We start from the raw sequence: 16460 nt of genomic DNA, 5'->3' as shown, positions 1-16460 counted from the left end.
CCATGACCGATCACGGCCACAGCCAGCGAGAAATTACTGAACGGATCAATGCCCCGCCTGGACGCGGTGTGCTGCGTGATGTGGTCTATGGCGGCATCGATGGATCGGTCACCACGTTCGCCATCGTCGCCGGTGTCGCAGGGGCGGGGCTGTCGCCATTTGTCATCGTTGCGCTAGGGCTGGCCAACGTTCTGGCGGATGGGTTCTCGATGGCAGCGGGCAACTATTCTGGCACCAAGGCTGAGATCGACAACATCCATCGCATCCGCGCCATCGAAGAACAGCATATCAGGCTTTATCCGGACGGAGAGCGCAAGGAAGTACGCGAAATCCTTATGCAAAAAGGTCTGTCGGGCCGCGTGTTGGACGAGGCCACAGATGAGATCACCTCAAACCACGACAATTGGATTAACCTGATGATCGAGGGCGAATACGGGTTAGGCAGCGTCGACCCGCACCCGATGAAAGCCGCAATGGCGACGTTCTTTGCCTTTCTGGTCGCGGGTATGATTCCACTGCTGCCATTCCTTTTCTCGATTGAAGGTGCGTTTACCGTTTCGGCCTGGATGACGGCAGGTGTATTCTTTGCCATCGGAGCCATGAAAAGCCGCTGGTCCCTTGCGCCTTGGTGGCGATCCGGAGCCGAAACACTTCTGATCGGTGGTCTGGCCGCTGGGATCGCATTCTTGGTCGGTTCCCTGTTCCATCCCTGATCGTTGCTGTTGTCGCAGACGGCTCAATCAAGCTGGTCGCAGCGGTTTGTTCCGCTAGGGTGACGAAAACACGTGTGGGTCATCCTGTGGCAGTGAAGTTCGAAGAAAAAACAGTATTGGTGCTGGGCGCCTATGGTTTCATCGGTGCGGCTGTTGTTCGGGCGCTGCATGCGGACGGTATCGCGGTCAAGGGCCTTATACGCAGCCGAAAGACAGCGGGACGTGTCTTGCCCGATATTGATCTGGTGTCGGGCGACCTGCGTGATTTTGGATCAGCCGGGGACTGGAGGCCACTCCTCACAGGTGTCGATGTTGTGGTGAATTGCGCCGGGGCGCTGCAGGATGGGGGACAAGACGATCTGCGCGCCGTGCATTACACGGCTCTTGCATCGCTGGGACAGGCTTGTGCCGAGGAAGGCGTTTCAATCGTCCAGGTCTCGGCAATCGGGGCCGACACCGATGCCACGACCGAGTTCATGCGCTCCAAGGCGGACGGGGATGCGGCCCTACGCGCAAGTGGCGCGACTTTGTTGTGCTTCAAGCCCGGGTTGGTGATCGGACAGAGCGATTATGGCGGCACGGCGCTGTTGCGGATGCTGGCGGCAGTGCCTTTCGTACAGCCGGTCGCCTTTCCTGCAACTCCGGTGCAATGTGTCGGGATGCGAGACCTGTGCGCCGCCGTCTTGTCTGCCATTCGCGACGAACTGCCGCCAGGTAGCTATGATCTGGTGGAAGATACGCCGCAACCGCTGTCGCGGGTTTTGTCAGTGACACGACACTGGCTTGGCTTTTCGCCTGCACACTTAACTATCACAATGCCACCACGGGTAACCAATGCAGTCGCCGCCGTGGCTGATCTGCTTGGCCACCTTGGGTGGCGATCACCGCTGCGGAGTACGGCGATGATGGTAATGGCTCAAGGGGTGACAGGCGACCCTGAGCCATATCGCCGTGCCACGGGCCGCTCTCTGGCCGGATTAGAGGAGATTTATGGCGGGCTGGCTTGCGCGAGAGAACACAGGCTGACAGCTCGGATGACGTTGCAGATGCCGGTCGTTATTGCTGTGCTCTGCATCTTCTGGGTTCTATCTGGTGTGTTCGGACTAACGGGTCTTTCTCAGGCAGCCGAAGTCCTTACGAGGAATGGTTGGTCAGGCGCCATCGCAAATGCAAGCGTAGTGTTCTGGTCATTGATTGACATAATGCTGGGGCTGGCAATTCTGTGGCGCCCTTGGGCGGCCCGCGTTTGTTTGGCTCAAGCCGCGATCGCCATGTTTTATTTGATCGCCGCAACGTTGATGGCACCAGAGCTTTGGCTAGATCCGCTGGGACCATTGGTCAAAATCGCGCCCGCATTGATGCTGTCATTGGTTGCTCGACCCATGTTGGAGAGCCGCTAATGGACCCGGACCTGTTTCTGCGCTGGCTGCATGTGATCGGAGCGTGTGTTCTGTTGGGAACAGGCGCGGGCATCGCCTTTTTCATGCTGATGGCGCATCGAACGGCAGACGCGAGGATTATCGCCCATACTGCAGGTATCGTGGTGTTGGCCGACATGATTTTCACCGCAACCGCGGTCGTACTACAGCCTGTGACGGGCGCACTGTTGGCATGGCGCTTAGGCTGGTCTCTGACAGAGGATTGGATCGTGGCGTCTGTGCTGCTTTATATTCTGACCGGCCTGTTCTGGTTGCCTGTGGTTTGGATACAAATCAGGCTGCGGGATTATGCAAGACTGGCCAATCACGATGGGACTGCTTTGCCGGTTGCATATTTCCGATTGTTCCGCCTTTGGTTCGCCTGCGGCATTCCGGCCTTTGTTGCTGTGCTGACAATCGTCTGGTTGATGCTGGCGCGCCCCAACTTGGCGCTGTTCTAGGCAGGCTTGCAAAGCAACATACGGTAATCATGTGGATTTCCTTACTATAAACCTGCCGATCACCGCGATACGTTTGATGTATCCTACCTCGGAGGTTTCGGTTGGAATCCTTGCTTGTTCTCATTGGCCTAATCGTTCTGGCCATTCCTGCTTCGATCATCGTATTGCTGGTTGGCCAATCGCGGTTGCGCAAACGGGTAGAACAGCTTGAGCGGCAACTTGCAGGGCAAATGCCCGAAAGCACTGCTGAGGCACCCAAAACGTCCCGATCAGAACCCACGACCGCGCAAGCTAAGCCTGCGCCTTGGGCAGCGGCAAAAGCTTCAACCACCACCGACGAAGGTCTGACGGAGACACCGCTAGCTCCCGAGATTAAAGATCCTCCAGCCAGTATCGTATTTCGCGAAGAAAAAATCGCAGCGCTGGGCGCGTGGTTGCGCGAGAACTGGTTCTACGCGGTATCGGCGCTTTCACTGGCGTTGGCGGGGATCTTTCTGGTTCAGTATGGGGTCGAAAACGGGTTGTTGCCCCCCACCGCGCGGGTCGCTGCGGCGCTGGTCTTTGGCTTGCTGCTGATCGGCGCGGGTGAGGTGATCCGCCGTCGGTTCGGCGATGATGAGGAGGCCTCAACCGCTTATCTCCCATCGGTATTTTCAGGCGCAGGGCTGGTTACCCTGTTCGGCGGCATTCTGGCTGCACGCCAGCTTTATGATCTGATTGGGCCCGAGGCAGCATTGGCCGGGTTGGTTGTCATCGCGCTGTTCGGGCTCGTGTTGGGTTGGTTCCATGGGCCGCTATTGGCGGCTGTTGGCCTGATCGGAGCTTTTGCCGCCCCCTTTGCCGTGGGTGGTTCCTCGGATGATCCTAGCTGGCTCTACGGTTACTTTTTCATAATCGCCGTATTGGGTCTGGGAATTGATACAGTCAGGCGTTGGGCGTGGATTTCGGTGTTGACCCTAATTGGCGCCTATGGGGCCGCGTTTCTGCTGGTACTGTCTTCGCCGTCGACCGAGCCCGGGTATCTAACCTGCGTCACGGCACTGGCGATCATTGCGATCGCGATACCCATACGGCGTATCTGGCCAAACCACTCTGGTGCGATGGTGACCGAGATTATCCGACGCCGGAAAGGAGAACCATGGCCCGAGTTTCCAACTCGGATTGCCTTTGGTGCGGTACTTGTTTCCTCAGTAATTTTGTCGCTGCATTGGCCAGATTCAGGTGGTGAATTCTGGTTGGGCGTCGCGCTGTTCACAGGCTTGGTATTGGCGCTGATGCTCTGGGCAAAGGATGCACGGGCATTACAGGATGTGACCGCATTCCCAGCACTGGGACTAATCTGGTTTGTCTTGGTGCACGGGTTGGATGGAGGTGCAGTATGGCTTCGCTTTGTGGATACTTATGCGGAAACAGCCGAGGCAGATTATCCTTGGAGCGTCACGCAATTGGTGGCCTTAGGCGCTTTGGTCACTTTGATTGCAGCTTGGCGATCCTTTCGGGCCGGGCGCTATAGCGTGGTCTGGGCCGGAGGGACGGCGATATTCGCTCCGGCCCTGGCGATCGCGCTTGAGATCGGATGGCACCCTGCTGAGGTATTCGGAGCCTACCCATGGGCGCTACATGCCATCGCTTTGGGCGCGATGATGGTAGTTCTGGCCGAACGGTTCGCGCGGGTCGATGGTGAAAACCGGATGCGCGCAGCCTTGGCGACTCTGTCCGCGCTTTCTTGTCTCAGCTTTGCCTGCATTATTGTGCTCAGTTCGGCTGCTTTAACCGTGGCGCTTGTCGCCATGATCGTTGTGGCCGCCGCGTTGGACAGACGATTTGAACTGCCTCCGATGAGCTGGTTCATCTGGGCAGGCGTATTCACCGTCACAGTCCGACTGGTGTTGGACCCAGGGCTTATTTGGGCCGAAAGCGCTCCATTGCTCGAAATGACGTTGGTCTATTCGGCTGCGGTTGTCGGTTTCATTGTGGGCTGGACGTTACTGAAGCCCCTAGACCGCCCGATTGCTTCATTGCTCCTTGAAAGCGCGGCCTGGGCGACAGCGGGGATACTGCTATCGCTGCTGTTGCTGCGCTGGCTGGAAAGTTTCGGCGAAGGCGGTGCCACCAACAGCCACTGGGGGCTGGGATTGCTTGCGGTCATCTGGCTGTTGCTGGCTTTCGCACAGGTGCAACGGTTCAAGTTGGGCGGTAAGTTAAACTATCTGCGCTACGCCTTGGCTGCTTTCTTCGGTGCGCATGGTGTGTATCGCCTGGGTCAGGCGTTGTCAGAAGCCAACCCGCTGCTCAACCCGTTTGCGGACCCGGTACTGGGACCAATGGTTTTGAACACGCTCGCCGTTGCCTATTTGTTGCCCGCGCTGGCAATTGGTTTCTCGGCCTGGCGTGTCGTTACACAGCCCGTTCTGCTGAAACAAATCAGCTATGGAGCAGCCACTGCTCTGGCGACTGTTTGGCTGGGATTAGCGATCCGGCATGTCTGGCAGGGCGCGGGCGGTATGTATGAAGGCAACGGCGTCACTCAGCCCGAGCTTTATACTTATACAATCACGTTGTTGGTGGTCGGAGCGGCGTTGTTTTATCAATCACTGGCCCGCCACTCTGATTTGATGCGCAAGGCTGGCTTGGCTGTTATCGGGTTGGCGGTGGCGAAGGTATTTCTGATCGATATCGCTGGATTGGGGGGGCTGATCCGCGTCTTTTCTCTGCTTGTGTTAGGGCTCGCTCTGGCAGGGCTGGCATGGCTCAATCGCTGGGCCAAGCTGCGCCATTCGCCTCAGGATGCGGAACCTCTGGACCATTGAGGGCTGGCGTCCTATAAGCGCGGCCATGTTTGACCGTCTGGCCATCATTATTCGAATTATATCCCCGGCGCTCTGATATCGCGAGACGCCGGGCAAAGGTGCTTGAGATATCGCACTGACCGCTTCGATCCATACACGACAAGATCATCCTGAGGACGCCCCAAATGTGCGCCGACACACCCCAAACACCTGACTACAAAGACACGCTTAATCTGCCCAAGACCGAATTCCCGATGCGAGCTGGCCTGCCCAAGCGCGAGCCTGCATGGCTGGAGCGCTGGGAAAAGATCGGTGTCTATGACCGCCTGCGCGAGAAAGAGGGCCGTAAACCCTTTACCCTACACGATGGCCCCCCCTATGCGAATGGGCATCTGCATATCGGTCACGCGCTGAACAAGACCATCAAGGACATGATCGTGCGGTCGCATCAGATGATGGGCTTCGACTCGCGTTATGTGCCCGGCTGGGACTGCCACGGCTTACCGATCGAATGGAAGATCGAGGAACAGTACCGTAAGAAGGGCAAGAACAAGGATGAGGTGAACATCGTCGACTTCCGTCAGGAATGCCGCAAGTTCGCCGAAGGTTGGATCGACATTCAGCGCGAAGAGTTCAAACGTCTGGGCATCACCGGTAACTGGCCCGATCCCTACATCACCATGGACTATCACGCCGAAGCCGTGATCGCCGACGAGTTCATGAAGTTTCTGATGAATGGCACGCTTTATCAGGGTTCGAAACCCGTCATGTGGTCGCCCATCGAAAAAACCGCGCTGGCCGAGGCCGAGGTCGAGTATCACGACAAGGAAAGCTTCACCATCTGGGTGAAATTCAAGGTTGTGAACACCGGCGATGTGACGTTGGACAACGCCTATGTGGTGATCTGGACGACGACCCCGTGGACCATGCCGTCGAACAAGGCTGTGGTTTATGGTGAAGACATTTCGTACGGCCTCTACGAAATCACCGGCCGCCCCGAGGAGTGCTGGGCGCGGATCGGCGACCGCTATCTGTTGGCCGATGATCGTGCAGCGGATGTTTTTGCACGTGCGCGGCTGGATGACTCCATGTACCGTCGTCTGTGTGATGTGACGCAGGAAGATCTGGCCAAGATCCAGCTGGCACACCCGCTGGCCGGGGCCGAGGGCGGCAATGGCGAATGGGACGATATCCGTGACTTCCGCGCTGCTGAGTTTGTGACCGATACGGAAGGTACCGGTTTTGTCCATTGCGCGCCCTCGCACGGTATGGAGGAATTCGAGCTATTTCGCGATCTGGGCATGCTGGAACAGGTCATCACCTATAACGTAATGGATGATGGCTCTTTCCGCGCTGATCTACCGTTCTTCGGCGGCAAATACATCCTGTCCCGCAAGGGCGGTGAGGGTGACGCAAACAAAGCGGTCATCGACAAGTTGGCCGAGGTTGGCGGGCTGCTGGCGCGTGGCAAGATCAAGCACAGCTATCCGCATTCGTGGCGCTCGAAAGCTCCAATCATCTACCGCAACACGCCGCAGTGGTTCGCATCCGTGGACCGCAAACTGGATGACGGCATGGGCGAAATGGGTGATACCATCCGCGAACGCGCCCTGCGGTCTATCGATGAGTTGGTCAAGTGGACCCCACAAACGGGCCGCAACCGCCTGTATTCGATGATCGAGGCGCGCCCGGACTGGGTACTGTCCCGTCAGCGCGCCTGGGGTGTTCCGCTGACCTGCTTCACAAAGAAGGGGGCTTTGCCCACCGACGCGGACTACCTGCTGCGCAACGAAGAGCTCAACGCCCGTATCAAGGCAGCGTTTGAGAAGGACGGCGCAGACGTCTGGTACAAGGACGGGTTCAAAGAAAAGATTCTCGACGGAATCGTTAACCCGGACGAGTACGATCAGGTGTTCGACGTGCTGGACGTATGGTTCGATTCGGGCTCGACCCACGCCTTCGTTCTGCGTGATCGTGAGGACGGGACCGAGGACGGTATTGCCGACGTTTATATGGAAGGTACTGACCAGCACCGCGGCTGGTTCCATTCTTCGATGCTGCAGGCATGTGGCACCAAGGGTCGTGCACCCTATCGCAATGTGGTGACCCACGGTTTCACCTTGGATGCCAAAGGCAACAAGATGTCAAAATCGCTGGGCAACACCATCGTGCCGGAAGAGGTCGTCAAGCAATACGGCGCTGATATCCTGCGGCTGTGGGTGGCTCAGACCGATTATACCGCCGACCAGCGGATTGGGCCGGAAATCCTGAAAGGCACCGCCGACAGCTATCGCCGCCTGCGTAACACCATGCGGTTCATGCTAGGCTCGCTGGCGGATTTCACCGAAGCGGATCGCGTCGCGCCCGAGGACATGCCACGCTTGGAGCGTTGGGTGCTCAGCCGTCTTGCAGAGCTGGATGAGCAGGTGCGCAAGGGCTATGCATCCTTCGATTTTCAGGGCGTGTTCAGCGCCGTGTTCACCTTTGCCACGGTCGATCTGTCGTCGTTTTACTTCGATGTTCGCAAGGATGCGCTTTATTGCGACGGTGACAGCCAGCGCCGCCGTGCTGCGCGCACGGTTCTGGATATCCTGTTTCACCGCCTGACCACATGGCTGGCCCCGGTGCTGGTCTTCACCATGGAAGAGGTTTGGCTGGAACGATTCCCGGCCGATGACAGCTCAGTCCATCTGGTCGATTTCCCTGAAACGCCCGTCGACTGGCGCCATGAAGAACTGGAAGCCAGCATGGCCAAAGTCCGCCGTGTCCGCCGTGCTGTGACCGCAGCGCTGGAAATTCAGCGTCAAGACAAGGTGATCGGATCCAGCCTTGAGGCCGCTCCGATCGTGTATGTCGAAGATCAGGAAACCCGCGACCTGCTGGCATCCTTCGACGTGGATGACATGTGCATCACTTCGGGCCTGGCCGTCACAGGCGATCCGGCCCCCGCCGAGGCGTTCCGGGTTCCGGAAATCGAAGGCGTCGCCGTGGTCTTCGAAAAGGCCCAGGGCGACAAATGCCAGCGGTGCTGGAAAATCCTGCCCGATGTGGGATTGCATGCCCATCCGGGCGTGTGCGGGCGCTGTAACGAAGCGCTGAGCTGACACCCAAACGGTGCGCGTAGGAGAGTTCGCTGATGCGAGGCTCTGCCTTGCGCTCCGAGGTGTTTTTGGCCAGATGAAAGGCGGATCGTCAGGATTCGGGTTGCAGGTGTGACGAAACATCTGCAACCGTTCTCTTATGCCGATGATCGCCGTAGAAACTCAGTTTGGTTGCCTTGGTGTCGAAGAGATCGATGGCGCCATTACACGACTTGTTTGGAATGGCCGAGACGAAGGCCCGGTCACCCTGGTTCTGCGAGAGGCGGTGGCGCAATTACGCGCTTATGACGAAGGGCGTTTGCAGCAGTTCGATCTGCCCTATCGGATCAAGGGGTCAGAATTTCAGCGTCGCGTGTGCGATGCGATGTATGCCATCCCGTTCGGGGATACGCGCACCTACGGCGAGTTGGCCGACGAGCTTGGATACTCTGCGCAGGCGGTTGGGCGGGGATGCGGTGGGAATCCCATCCCGATCATCATTCCCTGTCACCGGGTTCTGGGCGCGGATGGCAAGATGGTCGGGTTTTCAGGGCATGGTGGAGTAGAGACCAAAGTGGCTCTGCTGCGTCACGAAGGTGCAGCCAGCCTGTTGATCTGATCCGCACTTACCTGTTGCATTCAGAGCGACACGGCCCCAACCTATATCAAATAGTGAATTTGAAGGACCGAATTGCATGACCGGCCACACAGATCCCGCCGCACGTAAGAAAGCCATTGTTGATCATTTGATGTCTTTGGAAGAACAGGAACTGGCAACCGCACAGGCGCATTATGATGCCTTTCTGAAGGATTCCCAACTGGATGACCGGGAAGGGCATGACAAGGATGACATTGCTGCCTCGCGCGAGAATGCGGACCTGGCGGCCGCCTTTGATGCACCCGTTCATGCGCATCACGCCAAGATTGACGTCATCGAAAACACTGATTTCAGCGTCACGGACACGGTGCAGCCCGGCGCGGTGATCAAGTTCAACAATCGCCGCTTCGTCGTATGTGTCTCAACAACTCGGTTTGACGTGGACGGCAAAACTTATATGGGCATTTCGACCCAAAGCCCGATCTATCTGGCTATGGTTGGCCTGCAAGAAGGTGATGTATTCACCCATAACGGGACTGAGTTTGAGGTTCAGGAAGTCTTGTAATCCCTGGCTTTGCGCGGTGGGATGATCTGCTGCGCTATTCCGGCTGAAACCAGATACAGGCTGGTGATCACCAGCCCCCAATGGGCCCAGCTTTCAGGGTGAAAGTCGACCCATGCTGCCCAGCCTGCAAAGAAGGTCCACGCAAAGGCCATCGGCAGCGACAAGGTGCGCCAACGCTCGGTTCGGACCGGGTGAATGAATTTCAGCGGCAGGAACATTGCGACTGACAGCAAGGTGACCAGCAGCAGGATGACCCCGAAGTTGGGCTCCAAAGCGAAGATCACGATGACGAACATGTTCCAGCAGCCCGGAAAGCCGGAGAAGGAATTGTCTTTGGTTTTCATGCGCGTATCCGCAAAATACATCGCGCTGGCAAAGGTGATAACGATGATAGCGAACCAGCCGGTCCAACCATCCATCAGTCCTGACTTAAACAAGGCGAAAGCGGGAATGAACACATAGGTCAGATAGTCGATGATCAGATCCAGCAACACGCCGTCAAACTCTGGTGCGTTCTTTTTGACGTGATAATGCCTCGCCAGCGGGCCATCGATTCCGTCCACGATGAACGAGACAACCAGCCAGAGATACATCAGGCTCCATTTCTCTTCGACTGCGGCCAACATGGCGAGCATTGCGAAAACGGCACCTGTGGCGGTGAAGAGATGAACGGAAAGCGCTTTGAATCTAAGTGTCATGGTGGTGTCATGACGGAAGCAAGGCGCAGATGCAAAGCAAAAAGGGGCTTTGCTTCAGGCTTTTGGGTGCGTGCGGTTGTAGACTTCCATCAACCTGGCCGTGTCGACCGCGGTATAGGTCTGTGTGGTCGAAAGCGAGGCGTGACCCAAAAGCTCTTGGATCGCACGTAAGTCACCGCCCGCAGACAGCAGATGGGTAGCAAAGCTGTGGCGCATCGCGTGCGGGGTGGCTGTGGCGGGTAGGCCAAGCTGCATTCGCGCTTTGGCGACCACGGCCTGAATGATCCCGGGGTTCAGAGGGCCGCTCCGAACGCCTCGAAACAGCGGGGCATCAGGTGTTTGCGGATGCGGACATAGCCGGAGATAGCGATCAACTGCTGCCCTAGCGGCCGGAAGAACCGGCACGATTCGTTCTTTGCCACCTTTCCCTGAAATGCGCAGAGTATCCGGCAGGGGCGCATCCGATCCGGTCAGGGAAAGTGCCTCGGAAATGCGAAGCCCACAACCGTATAGGAGTGTTACGACCGCGACATCCCGGGCGGCAACCCAATCGGAAGATGATTGCAACTCGACCGTTTCGATCATGGCGCGGGCTGCGTCTTCGGCCAGAGGACGCGGCAATTTCTTAGTAAATTTAGGCGCGCGTGTGGACAGGACAGCGGTCGGCTCGAACCCTTCGCGCTCAGCCAGCCAACGATAGAAGTTTTTGACCGCAGACAGTTTGCGCGCCAGAGATCGCGCGCCGACGTCTGAATTGCGCTGATCCGCCATCCAGGCCCGCATATCCGAGACGGTAATACGTTCCAGTGCTGCTAGCCCTTGGCGCTCGCTGTGATGCAGGGTCATGAAGGACAGGAATTCGGTCACGTCACCGCGATAGGCCTCGAGCGTATTCTCTGATCGCCCAGCGAGCGCCCCCAGACTGTCCAGCCAATGCTGCAAAGCATCGCGGCAGGCTGGGGAGATCAGGCTCATGACAACCAGTGGCGCATCGAGCGTTCAAAGACACCGGCAAAGAAGGCAAGAAGATCTGTGCCAAGCTGAGGTGAGAAATGCCGTGGGTCGTTGGCACCCATGACAATCATGCCGGGCAAGCGTCCCGCGCCGAGATCAAGTTTGAGGCAGGCTTCGGATTGCAGTTGATCAGCCTGTTCACCGTAGACTTGAGGATTGGGACAGCGAATTTCGCGCAGCGTTACTTCGCGCGGTTGGCCATTGCGGTCCGAGGTCAGGTAGCTGTCGATAAATCCGGGCTCGACCACGGTCAGAACACCACCAAGCTGGTTCACTACAGGATCGTCGCGCACGATAGTTGTTTCAAGAACCAATGTGATGTGATCGACGCGCAGGATCTCGGCCACGTCATTGCCAAGCGCGCGCAAGAAATCTTCGAATACTGTGGGCTCGAGAAGCCGGAGAATGGCACGATGCACCTGATTTGTGCCTGCCAGATTTTCGTAAGCTGCTGCGATGACTGAGCGATGGGTATCCTCAAGTCGATCGAGCCGTGCCTCAAGGCGTTGCATGGCGATGCCGCGCAGATCAACGACATTGTCACCGCGGGCTTGTTCATTTGCCGCCACAAGGGCTTGCATTAGGTCTTTGTCATCCAGCACTGCGTCAGGCTCAGCCAGAATCGCGGCGCGGAGATTGTCCTTGAGTTTAGGATCGCTGCTCATGTCCCGTCCGGTCGTTTTTTGTTTTGGCGGGCTTATAACACGGGTTGCCGGATTTGCCTTGGGAAAAATGCACGCGAAAGGCGAATTTCATCGCTGCTGTGGCGGGAGCTCCCGCCAGCCTTGCGCTGATTGAAATTCGGCTTTGGCCGTTGGGCCGGGCGCGGTGCCTGGCAGCACCGCGCGGCAGCGCTTGGGATCAGAGGATTTTCTGACCTGTTTTGGCCCAGTCGGCCAGGAATGTTTCCAGACCTTTGTCGGTCAGCGGGTGGTCGGCCAGTTTCTTGATGACACCCGGAGGAGCGGTAATCACGTCGGCCCCGATGCGTGCGCTATCGGTAACGTGGTTCACGGTACGGATCGAGGCGGCCAGGATTTCGGTTTCAAACCCGTAGTTGTCATAGACCTGACGGATATCTGCTATTAGGTCCATGCCGTCGAGGTTGATATCGTCAAGGCGTCCGATGAAGGGCGAGATGAAGGTCGCGCCCGCCTTGGCGGCCAGAATCGCCTGATTGGTCGAGAAGCACAGGGTCACATTGACCATCTGGCCTTCGTCGGTCAGCGTTTTACAGGTTTTTAAACCCGCCCATGTCAGCGGTACTTTGACAGCAATGTTCGATGCAATCTTTGCCAGTTTGCGGCCTTCGGCGATCATGTCGTCGGCTTCGGTGGCGACAACTTCGGCCGAGACGGGGCCGTCGACCAGATCACAGATCTCTTTGGTGACTTCCAGAATGTCGCGGCCCGATTTCAGGATCAGCGAGGGGTTGGTGGTTACGCCGTCCACCATGCCCAGATCGTTCAGTTCGGCGATGGCGTCGATCTCGGCGGTGTCTACGAAGAATTTCATGAGGGCAGTCCTTTGATGGGTTGGCCTTGGTCGCGGATGGCTTTACCTCAAAGAGACCCATGCTGGAACCCCCTGCGAAGGATATGCCGTGAGCGCTAACGGATTTTTCGACGAAGGAGAGCTGGTTGCGGTGCTGACCACGCAACCGCTGGACCGGACGTTGGACTACAAAGCGCCCGAGGGCGGGTGCTTTCTTGGGGCGTTTGTCGAGGTGCCTTTGGGGCCGCGTAAAGTCTTGGGTGTGGTCTGGGGGCAGGGGCAGGGCGGTTTTGATCTGGCCAAGGCGCGGTCGGTGATCCGGGTGCTTGAAGTCGCGCCGATGCGCGAGGAGATGCGTGTGTTTCTGGGGCGCGTAGCGGATTACACGCTGACGCCGATGCCTGCGGTGCTGCGTCTGGCAACGCGCGCGCCGGGATTGGGTGATCCGCCGTCAATGCGCAAGGTTTACCGGCTGGGAAGCGCGGAACCGGACCGGATCACTGATGCGCGAACCCGTGTGCTGGAGGTGCTGCGCGACTACGGGGGGTTGGCTTTCACACTGAAAGAACTGGCCGAGCAGGCGGGTGTAACCTCGTCTGTAGTGAAAGGGCTGGTGAAGCAGGGCGCTGTGCGGGAAGAGGACAGCCCGCGAGATCTGCCCTATCCCCATCTGGACCCTGATCTGCCGGGGAAAGACCTGACCGAGGATCAGGCAAAAGCCGTTGCGCGACTTCAAGCCGGGCAGCGCACGGGTGACTATGGGACCACGCTGCTGAAGGGCGTGACGGGGTCGGGCAAAACCGAGGTTTATCTGGAAGCCGTGGCCGAGGCGCTGCGCAAGGGGCGGCAGGCTCTGGTCCTGCTACCCGAGATTGCGCTGACGGCTGAATTTCTGACCCGTGTAGAGGCACGTTTCGGTGCGCGTCCGGCAGAATGGCATTCGGGCGCAACAATGACAGAACGACGTCGGGTCTGGCGGATGGTTGGACAGGGGGATGCTCAGCTGGTTGTGGGCGCTCGGTCGGCGCTGTTCCTGCCGTTCCGCGATCTGGGGCTGGTTGTGGTCGATGAAGAGCACGACACGTCGTACAAACAGGAAGATGGCGTGCATTACAGCGCGCGCGATATGGCGGTGCTGCGGGCCTCCATCTGCGGGGCGCGCGTGGTTCTGGCCAGCGCGACGCCGTCGCTTGAAAGCTGGGCGAATGCCGAGGCTGGGAAGTATGAGCGTCTCGACCTGACCGCACGCTTTGGCGTGGCAGTCCTGCCCGAGATGAAGCCCATCGACATGCGGGCCGAACAGACGCAGGCGGGGACTTGGATTTCCCCCTCGCTGCGGCAGGCGGTACGGCAGCGGATTGAGCGGGGCGAACAGTCGCTGCTGTTCATCAATCGCCGCGGCTATGCACCGGTGACCCTGTGCCGGGCCTGCGGAGAACAGATTGCCTGTGACCATTGCGATGCGCGGATGGTGGAGCACCGGTTCCTCAAACGTCTGATGTGCCACCAATGTGGTGAGACCAAGCCGATGCCCGAGACCTGCCCGTCCTGCGGGGTCGAGGGCAAGCTGGCACCGGTCGGGCCGGGGATTGAACGACTGGCCGAAGAGGCCGAGGCGACCTTCCCCGAGGCCAAGATCGCTATGCTCAGCTCTGACCTGTTTGGTTCGGCCCGTGCCTTGAAGGCCAAGATCGAAGAGATTGCCGAGGGCGATGCGGATATCGTTATCGGGACGCAACTGGTGGCCAAGGGGCATAACTTTCCCAAGCTGACGCTGGTGGGGGTGATCGATGCGGACCTCAGCCTGCACGGGGCCGACCTGCGCGCGGCGGAACGGACTTTTCAATTGATGCGACAGGTTGCGGGCCGGGCAGGCCGTGCGGATAAACCGGGGCAGGCGTTGCTGCAAACCTTCCAGCCTGAGCATCCTGTGATCCGGGCGATTCTATCGGGCGATGAAGAAGGGTTCTGGACGGCTGAAGCCGCTGGGCGTCAGGCCGCTGGGGTGCCGCCTTACGGCCGTATGGCCGGGATTGTCCTGTCGGGCCCCGAGGTTGGGCCGGTCTTCGATATCGGCAATGACATGGCGCGCAACGATGCACCGCTGCGCGACGTCGGAGCGCAGGTGTTTGGCCCGGCTCCGGCCCCCATCGCGCGCATACGTGGCCGTCACCGCGTCCGGCTTTTGGTCAAAGCCCCGAAAGGCGCGCCTATTCAGGACGCCATCGCCCGCTGGATTGCCCCATTGAAGTTGAAAGGCGATATCCGCCTGGCCGTGGATATCGATCCGCAAAGCTTCTACTGACCCCTGCATCAGTGCAGAGCCACTGTGCGCCAGCCGCTTTCCACTCGCCAAAAGGTGCAAATCGGCGTAAGGCAACCTCATGCTGAAACCCATGCCCTTGTCTGAGGCGCAGAGTCTTCCGCTCTGGCGCCGTCCTATGACGCTCTTGTTCGTGATGGCGTTGACCATGCCGATTGCGTTCAACGCGTGGAGTGCGTTGCTGAACAATTTTGTCATAGAGGCTGCGAACTTTGACGGGGCGGATATCGGTCTGTTGCACACGGTGCGCGAAATTCCGGGGTTTCTGGCCGTCGGCGTTATCGCAGTGATCATCTTCATCCGCGAGCAGGTTCTGGCCATGATCTCGTTGATGATGCTGGGCGCTGCAACTGCGGTGACCGCGTGGTTTCCAAGCCTTGGCGGTCTGTTGTTTGTCACTCTGTTCAGCTCAATCGGGTTTCACTACTACGAGACGGTGAATCAGTCGTTGCAACTGCAGTGGTTGCCCAAGGATCGTGCGCCACAGATTTTGGGCTGGCTGGTTGCGATGGGTTCGGCTGCGACGGCTGTGGTCTATGGCTTGATCGTGTTGACATGGGATCGGTTCGATCTGTCTTATAACTTCGTCTTCATGGCTGCTGGCGGCGTAACCGTTCTGCTTGCGCTGTTTTGTCTGATCGCATTTCCGCAGTTCGATTCGCCGACACCCCAGACCAAAAAGATCGTACTGCGCAGACGTTACTGGTTGTATTACGCCCTGCAATTCATGGCAGGCGCGCGGCGTCAGATTTTCATCGTTTTCGCGGGCTTCATGATGGTTGAGAAGTTCGGGTTTGAGGTGCACGAACTGACCAGCCTCTACCTCATCAACCTGATGATCAACATGGCCGCAGCGCCGATGTTGGGCAAAGCAGTTGCCAGATTCGGGGAACGCCGCACGCTGATCTTTGAATATACCGGCCTTGCAATCGTATTCGCAGCCTACGGTGGTATCTATTGGTTCGGATGGGGCGTTTTGCTGGCGGCAATATTATATGTGATCGATCATGTTCTGTTTGCGCTGGCACTGGCACTGAAAACATACTTCCAAAAGATCGCCGATCCGGCAGATATTGCACCCACTGCGGCCGTTGCCTTTACCATTAACCATATCGCGGCGGTGTTCCTGCCTGCGCTATTGGGTCTGCTTTGGGTCATTTCACCGGGCGCCGTATTTGGTCTTGCCGCTGCGATGGCGATGGTGTCGTTGGGCTTGTCCCTTCTGATCCCACGGCATCCGGAGGCCGGGAACGAGACAATCCTGTCGAAATACGCCACTGCACCCGCCGAGTAGTCACCGGCGCTTG

General features: G+C 58.3%; 13 protein-coding genes. 9 read left to right on the top strand and 4 right to left on the bottom strand.

Annotation, left to right across the window (positions count from 1 at the left end; genetic code table 11):
• Positions 1 to 2 precede the first annotated feature (2 nt).
• The 7 genes from ACR0IU_RS15385 (at position 3) to ACR0IU_RS15355 (ending at position 9624) form a co-directional block, all read left to right on the top strand.
• On the top strand, positions 3 to 713 hold the full coding sequence (locus ACR0IU_RS15385) for a VIT1/CCC1 transporter family protein (protein ID WP_480716861.1): 711 nt from the start codon (positions 3 to 5) through the stop codon (positions 711 to 713).
• 86 nt (positions 714 to 799) lie between these two features.
• Positions 800 to 2113 carry an SDR family oxidoreductase gene (locus ACR0IU_RS15380; protein ID WP_480716860.1) on the top strand — a complete coding sequence of 438 codons (1314 nt, stop codon included), beginning with the start codon at positions 800 to 802 and terminating at the stop codon, positions 2111 to 2113.
• Positions 2113 to 2592, top strand: coding sequence for a DUF2269 family protein (locus ACR0IU_RS15375; protein WP_480716859.1), 480 nt, complete (start codon positions 2113 to 2115; stop codon positions 2590 to 2592). Before ACR0IU_RS15380 ends, ACR0IU_RS15375 begins: the two co-directional genes overlap by 1 nt.
• Positions 2593 to 2693: 101 nt before the next feature.
• Positions 2694 to 5402, top strand: a complete 2709-nt coding sequence (locus ACR0IU_RS15370; RefSeq protein ID WP_480716858.1) for a DUF2339 domain-containing protein — start codon at positions 2694 to 2696, stop codon at positions 5400 to 5402.
• Positions 5403 to 5566: 164 nt separating this feature from the next.
• Positions 5567 to 8485, top strand: coding sequence for an isoleucine--tRNA ligase (ileS, locus tag ACR0IU_RS15365; RefSeq protein WP_480716857.1), 2919 nt, complete (start codon positions 5567 to 5569; stop codon positions 8483 to 8485).
• Positions 8486 to 8621: 136 nt separating this feature from the next.
• Positions 8622 to 9080, top strand: coding sequence for a methylated-DNA--[protein]-cysteine S-methyltransferase (locus tag ACR0IU_RS15360; protein ID WP_480716856.1), 459 nt, complete (start codon positions 8622 to 8624; stop codon positions 9078 to 9080).
• Between the two features lie 76 nt (positions 9081 to 9156).
• The gene (locus tag ACR0IU_RS15355) at positions 9157 to 9624 is read left to right on the top strand and encodes a hypothetical protein (RefSeq protein WP_480716855.1); all 468 of its coding nucleotides are present in this window, start codon (positions 9157 to 9159) and stop codon (positions 9622 to 9624) included.
• On the opposite strand, the gene ACR0IU_RS15350 is transcribed toward ACR0IU_RS15355, so the two are convergent.
• From ACR0IU_RS15350 to fsa, 4 genes are all read right to left on the bottom strand, one after another.
• Positions 9609 to 10322: a CDP-alcohol phosphatidyltransferase family protein gene (locus tag ACR0IU_RS15350; protein WP_170477379.1), complete on the bottom strand. Its 714-nt coding sequence runs from the start codon at positions 10320 to 10322 to the stop codon at positions 9609 to 9611. The genes ACR0IU_RS15355 and ACR0IU_RS15350 overlap by 16 nt on opposite strands.
• Before the next feature lie 54 nt (positions 10323 to 10376).
• Entirely contained in the window at positions 10377 to 11297 is a 921-nt protein-coding gene (locus tag ACR0IU_RS15345; RefSeq protein ID WP_480716854.1) for a tyrosine recombinase XerC, read from the bottom strand.
• Positions 11294 to 12001, bottom strand: coding sequence for a DUF484 family protein (locus tag ACR0IU_RS15340; RefSeq protein ID WP_010438120.1), 708 nt, complete (start codon positions 11999 to 12001; stop codon positions 11294 to 11296). The genes ACR0IU_RS15345 and ACR0IU_RS15340 overlap by 4 nt, the downstream gene beginning before the upstream one ends.
• A gap of 196 nt (positions 12002 to 12197) precedes the next feature.
• Entirely contained in the window at positions 12198 to 12851 is a 654-nt protein-coding gene (fsa, locus tag ACR0IU_RS15335; protein ID WP_010438122.1) for a fructose-6-phosphate aldolase, read from the bottom strand.
• Between the two features lie 88 nt (positions 12852 to 12939).
• On the opposite strand from fsa, the gene ACR0IU_RS15330 reads away from it, so the two are divergent.
• Positions 12940 to 15135 (top strand): primosomal protein N', encoded by a 2196-nt coding sequence (locus ACR0IU_RS15330; RefSeq protein ID WP_480716853.1) that lies wholly within the window; start codon positions 12940 to 12942, stop codon positions 15133 to 15135.
• Between the two features lie 79 nt (positions 15136 to 15214).
• Positions 15215 to 16447: an MFS transporter gene (locus ACR0IU_RS15325; protein ID WP_170545492.1), complete on the top strand. Its 1233-nt coding sequence runs from the start codon at positions 15215 to 15217 to the stop codon at positions 16445 to 16447.
• Positions 16448 to 16460: the final 13 nt, after the last annotated feature.

This window comes from Ruegeria sp. CL5, assembly GCF_056536485.1.
Note: the sequence above shows the minus strand (reverse complement) of the source record. Positions and strands in the feature narration are given on the sequence as shown.

Excerpts from the sequence above, each read along its gene's own strand:
- ACR0IU_RS15385 (WP_480716861.1), top strand. The coding sequence starts at position 3 with ATGACCGATCACGGCCACAGCCAGCGAGAAATTACTGAACGGATCAAT.
- ACR0IU_RS15375 (WP_480716859.1), top strand. The coding sequence starts at position 2,113 with ATGGACCCGGACCTGTTTCTGCGCTGGCTGCATGTGATCGGAGCGTGT.
- ileS (WP_480716857.1), top strand. The coding sequence starts at position 5,567 with ATGTGCGCCGACACACCCCAAACACCTGACTACAAAGACACGCTTAAT.
- ACR0IU_RS15360 (WP_480716856.1), top strand. The coding sequence starts at position 8,622 with ATGCCGATGATCGCCGTAGAAACTCAGTTTGGTTGCCTTGGTGTCGAA.
- ACR0IU_RS15355 (WP_480716855.1), top strand. The coding sequence starts at position 9,157 with ATGACCGGCCACACAGATCCCGCCGCACGTAAGAAAGCCATTGTTGAT.
- ACR0IU_RS15350 (WP_170477379.1), bottom strand. The coding sequence starts at position 10,322 with ATGACACTTAGATTCAAAGCGCTTTCCGTTCATCTCTTCACCGCCACA.
- ACR0IU_RS15345 (WP_480716854.1), bottom strand. The coding sequence starts at position 11,297 with ATGAGCCTGATCTCCCCAGCCTGCCGCGATGCTTTGCAGCATTGGCTG.
- ACR0IU_RS15340 (WP_010438120.1), bottom strand. The coding sequence starts at position 12,001 with ATGAGCAGCGATCCTAAACTCAAGGACAATCTCCGCGCCGCGATTCTG.
- fsa (WP_010438122.1), bottom strand. The coding sequence starts at position 12,851 with ATGAAATTCTTCGTAGACACCGCCGAGATCGACGCCATCGCCGAACTG.
- ACR0IU_RS15325 (WP_170545492.1), top strand. The coding sequence starts at position 15,215 with ATGCTGAAACCCATGCCCTTGTCTGAGGCGCAGAGTCTTCCGCTCTGG.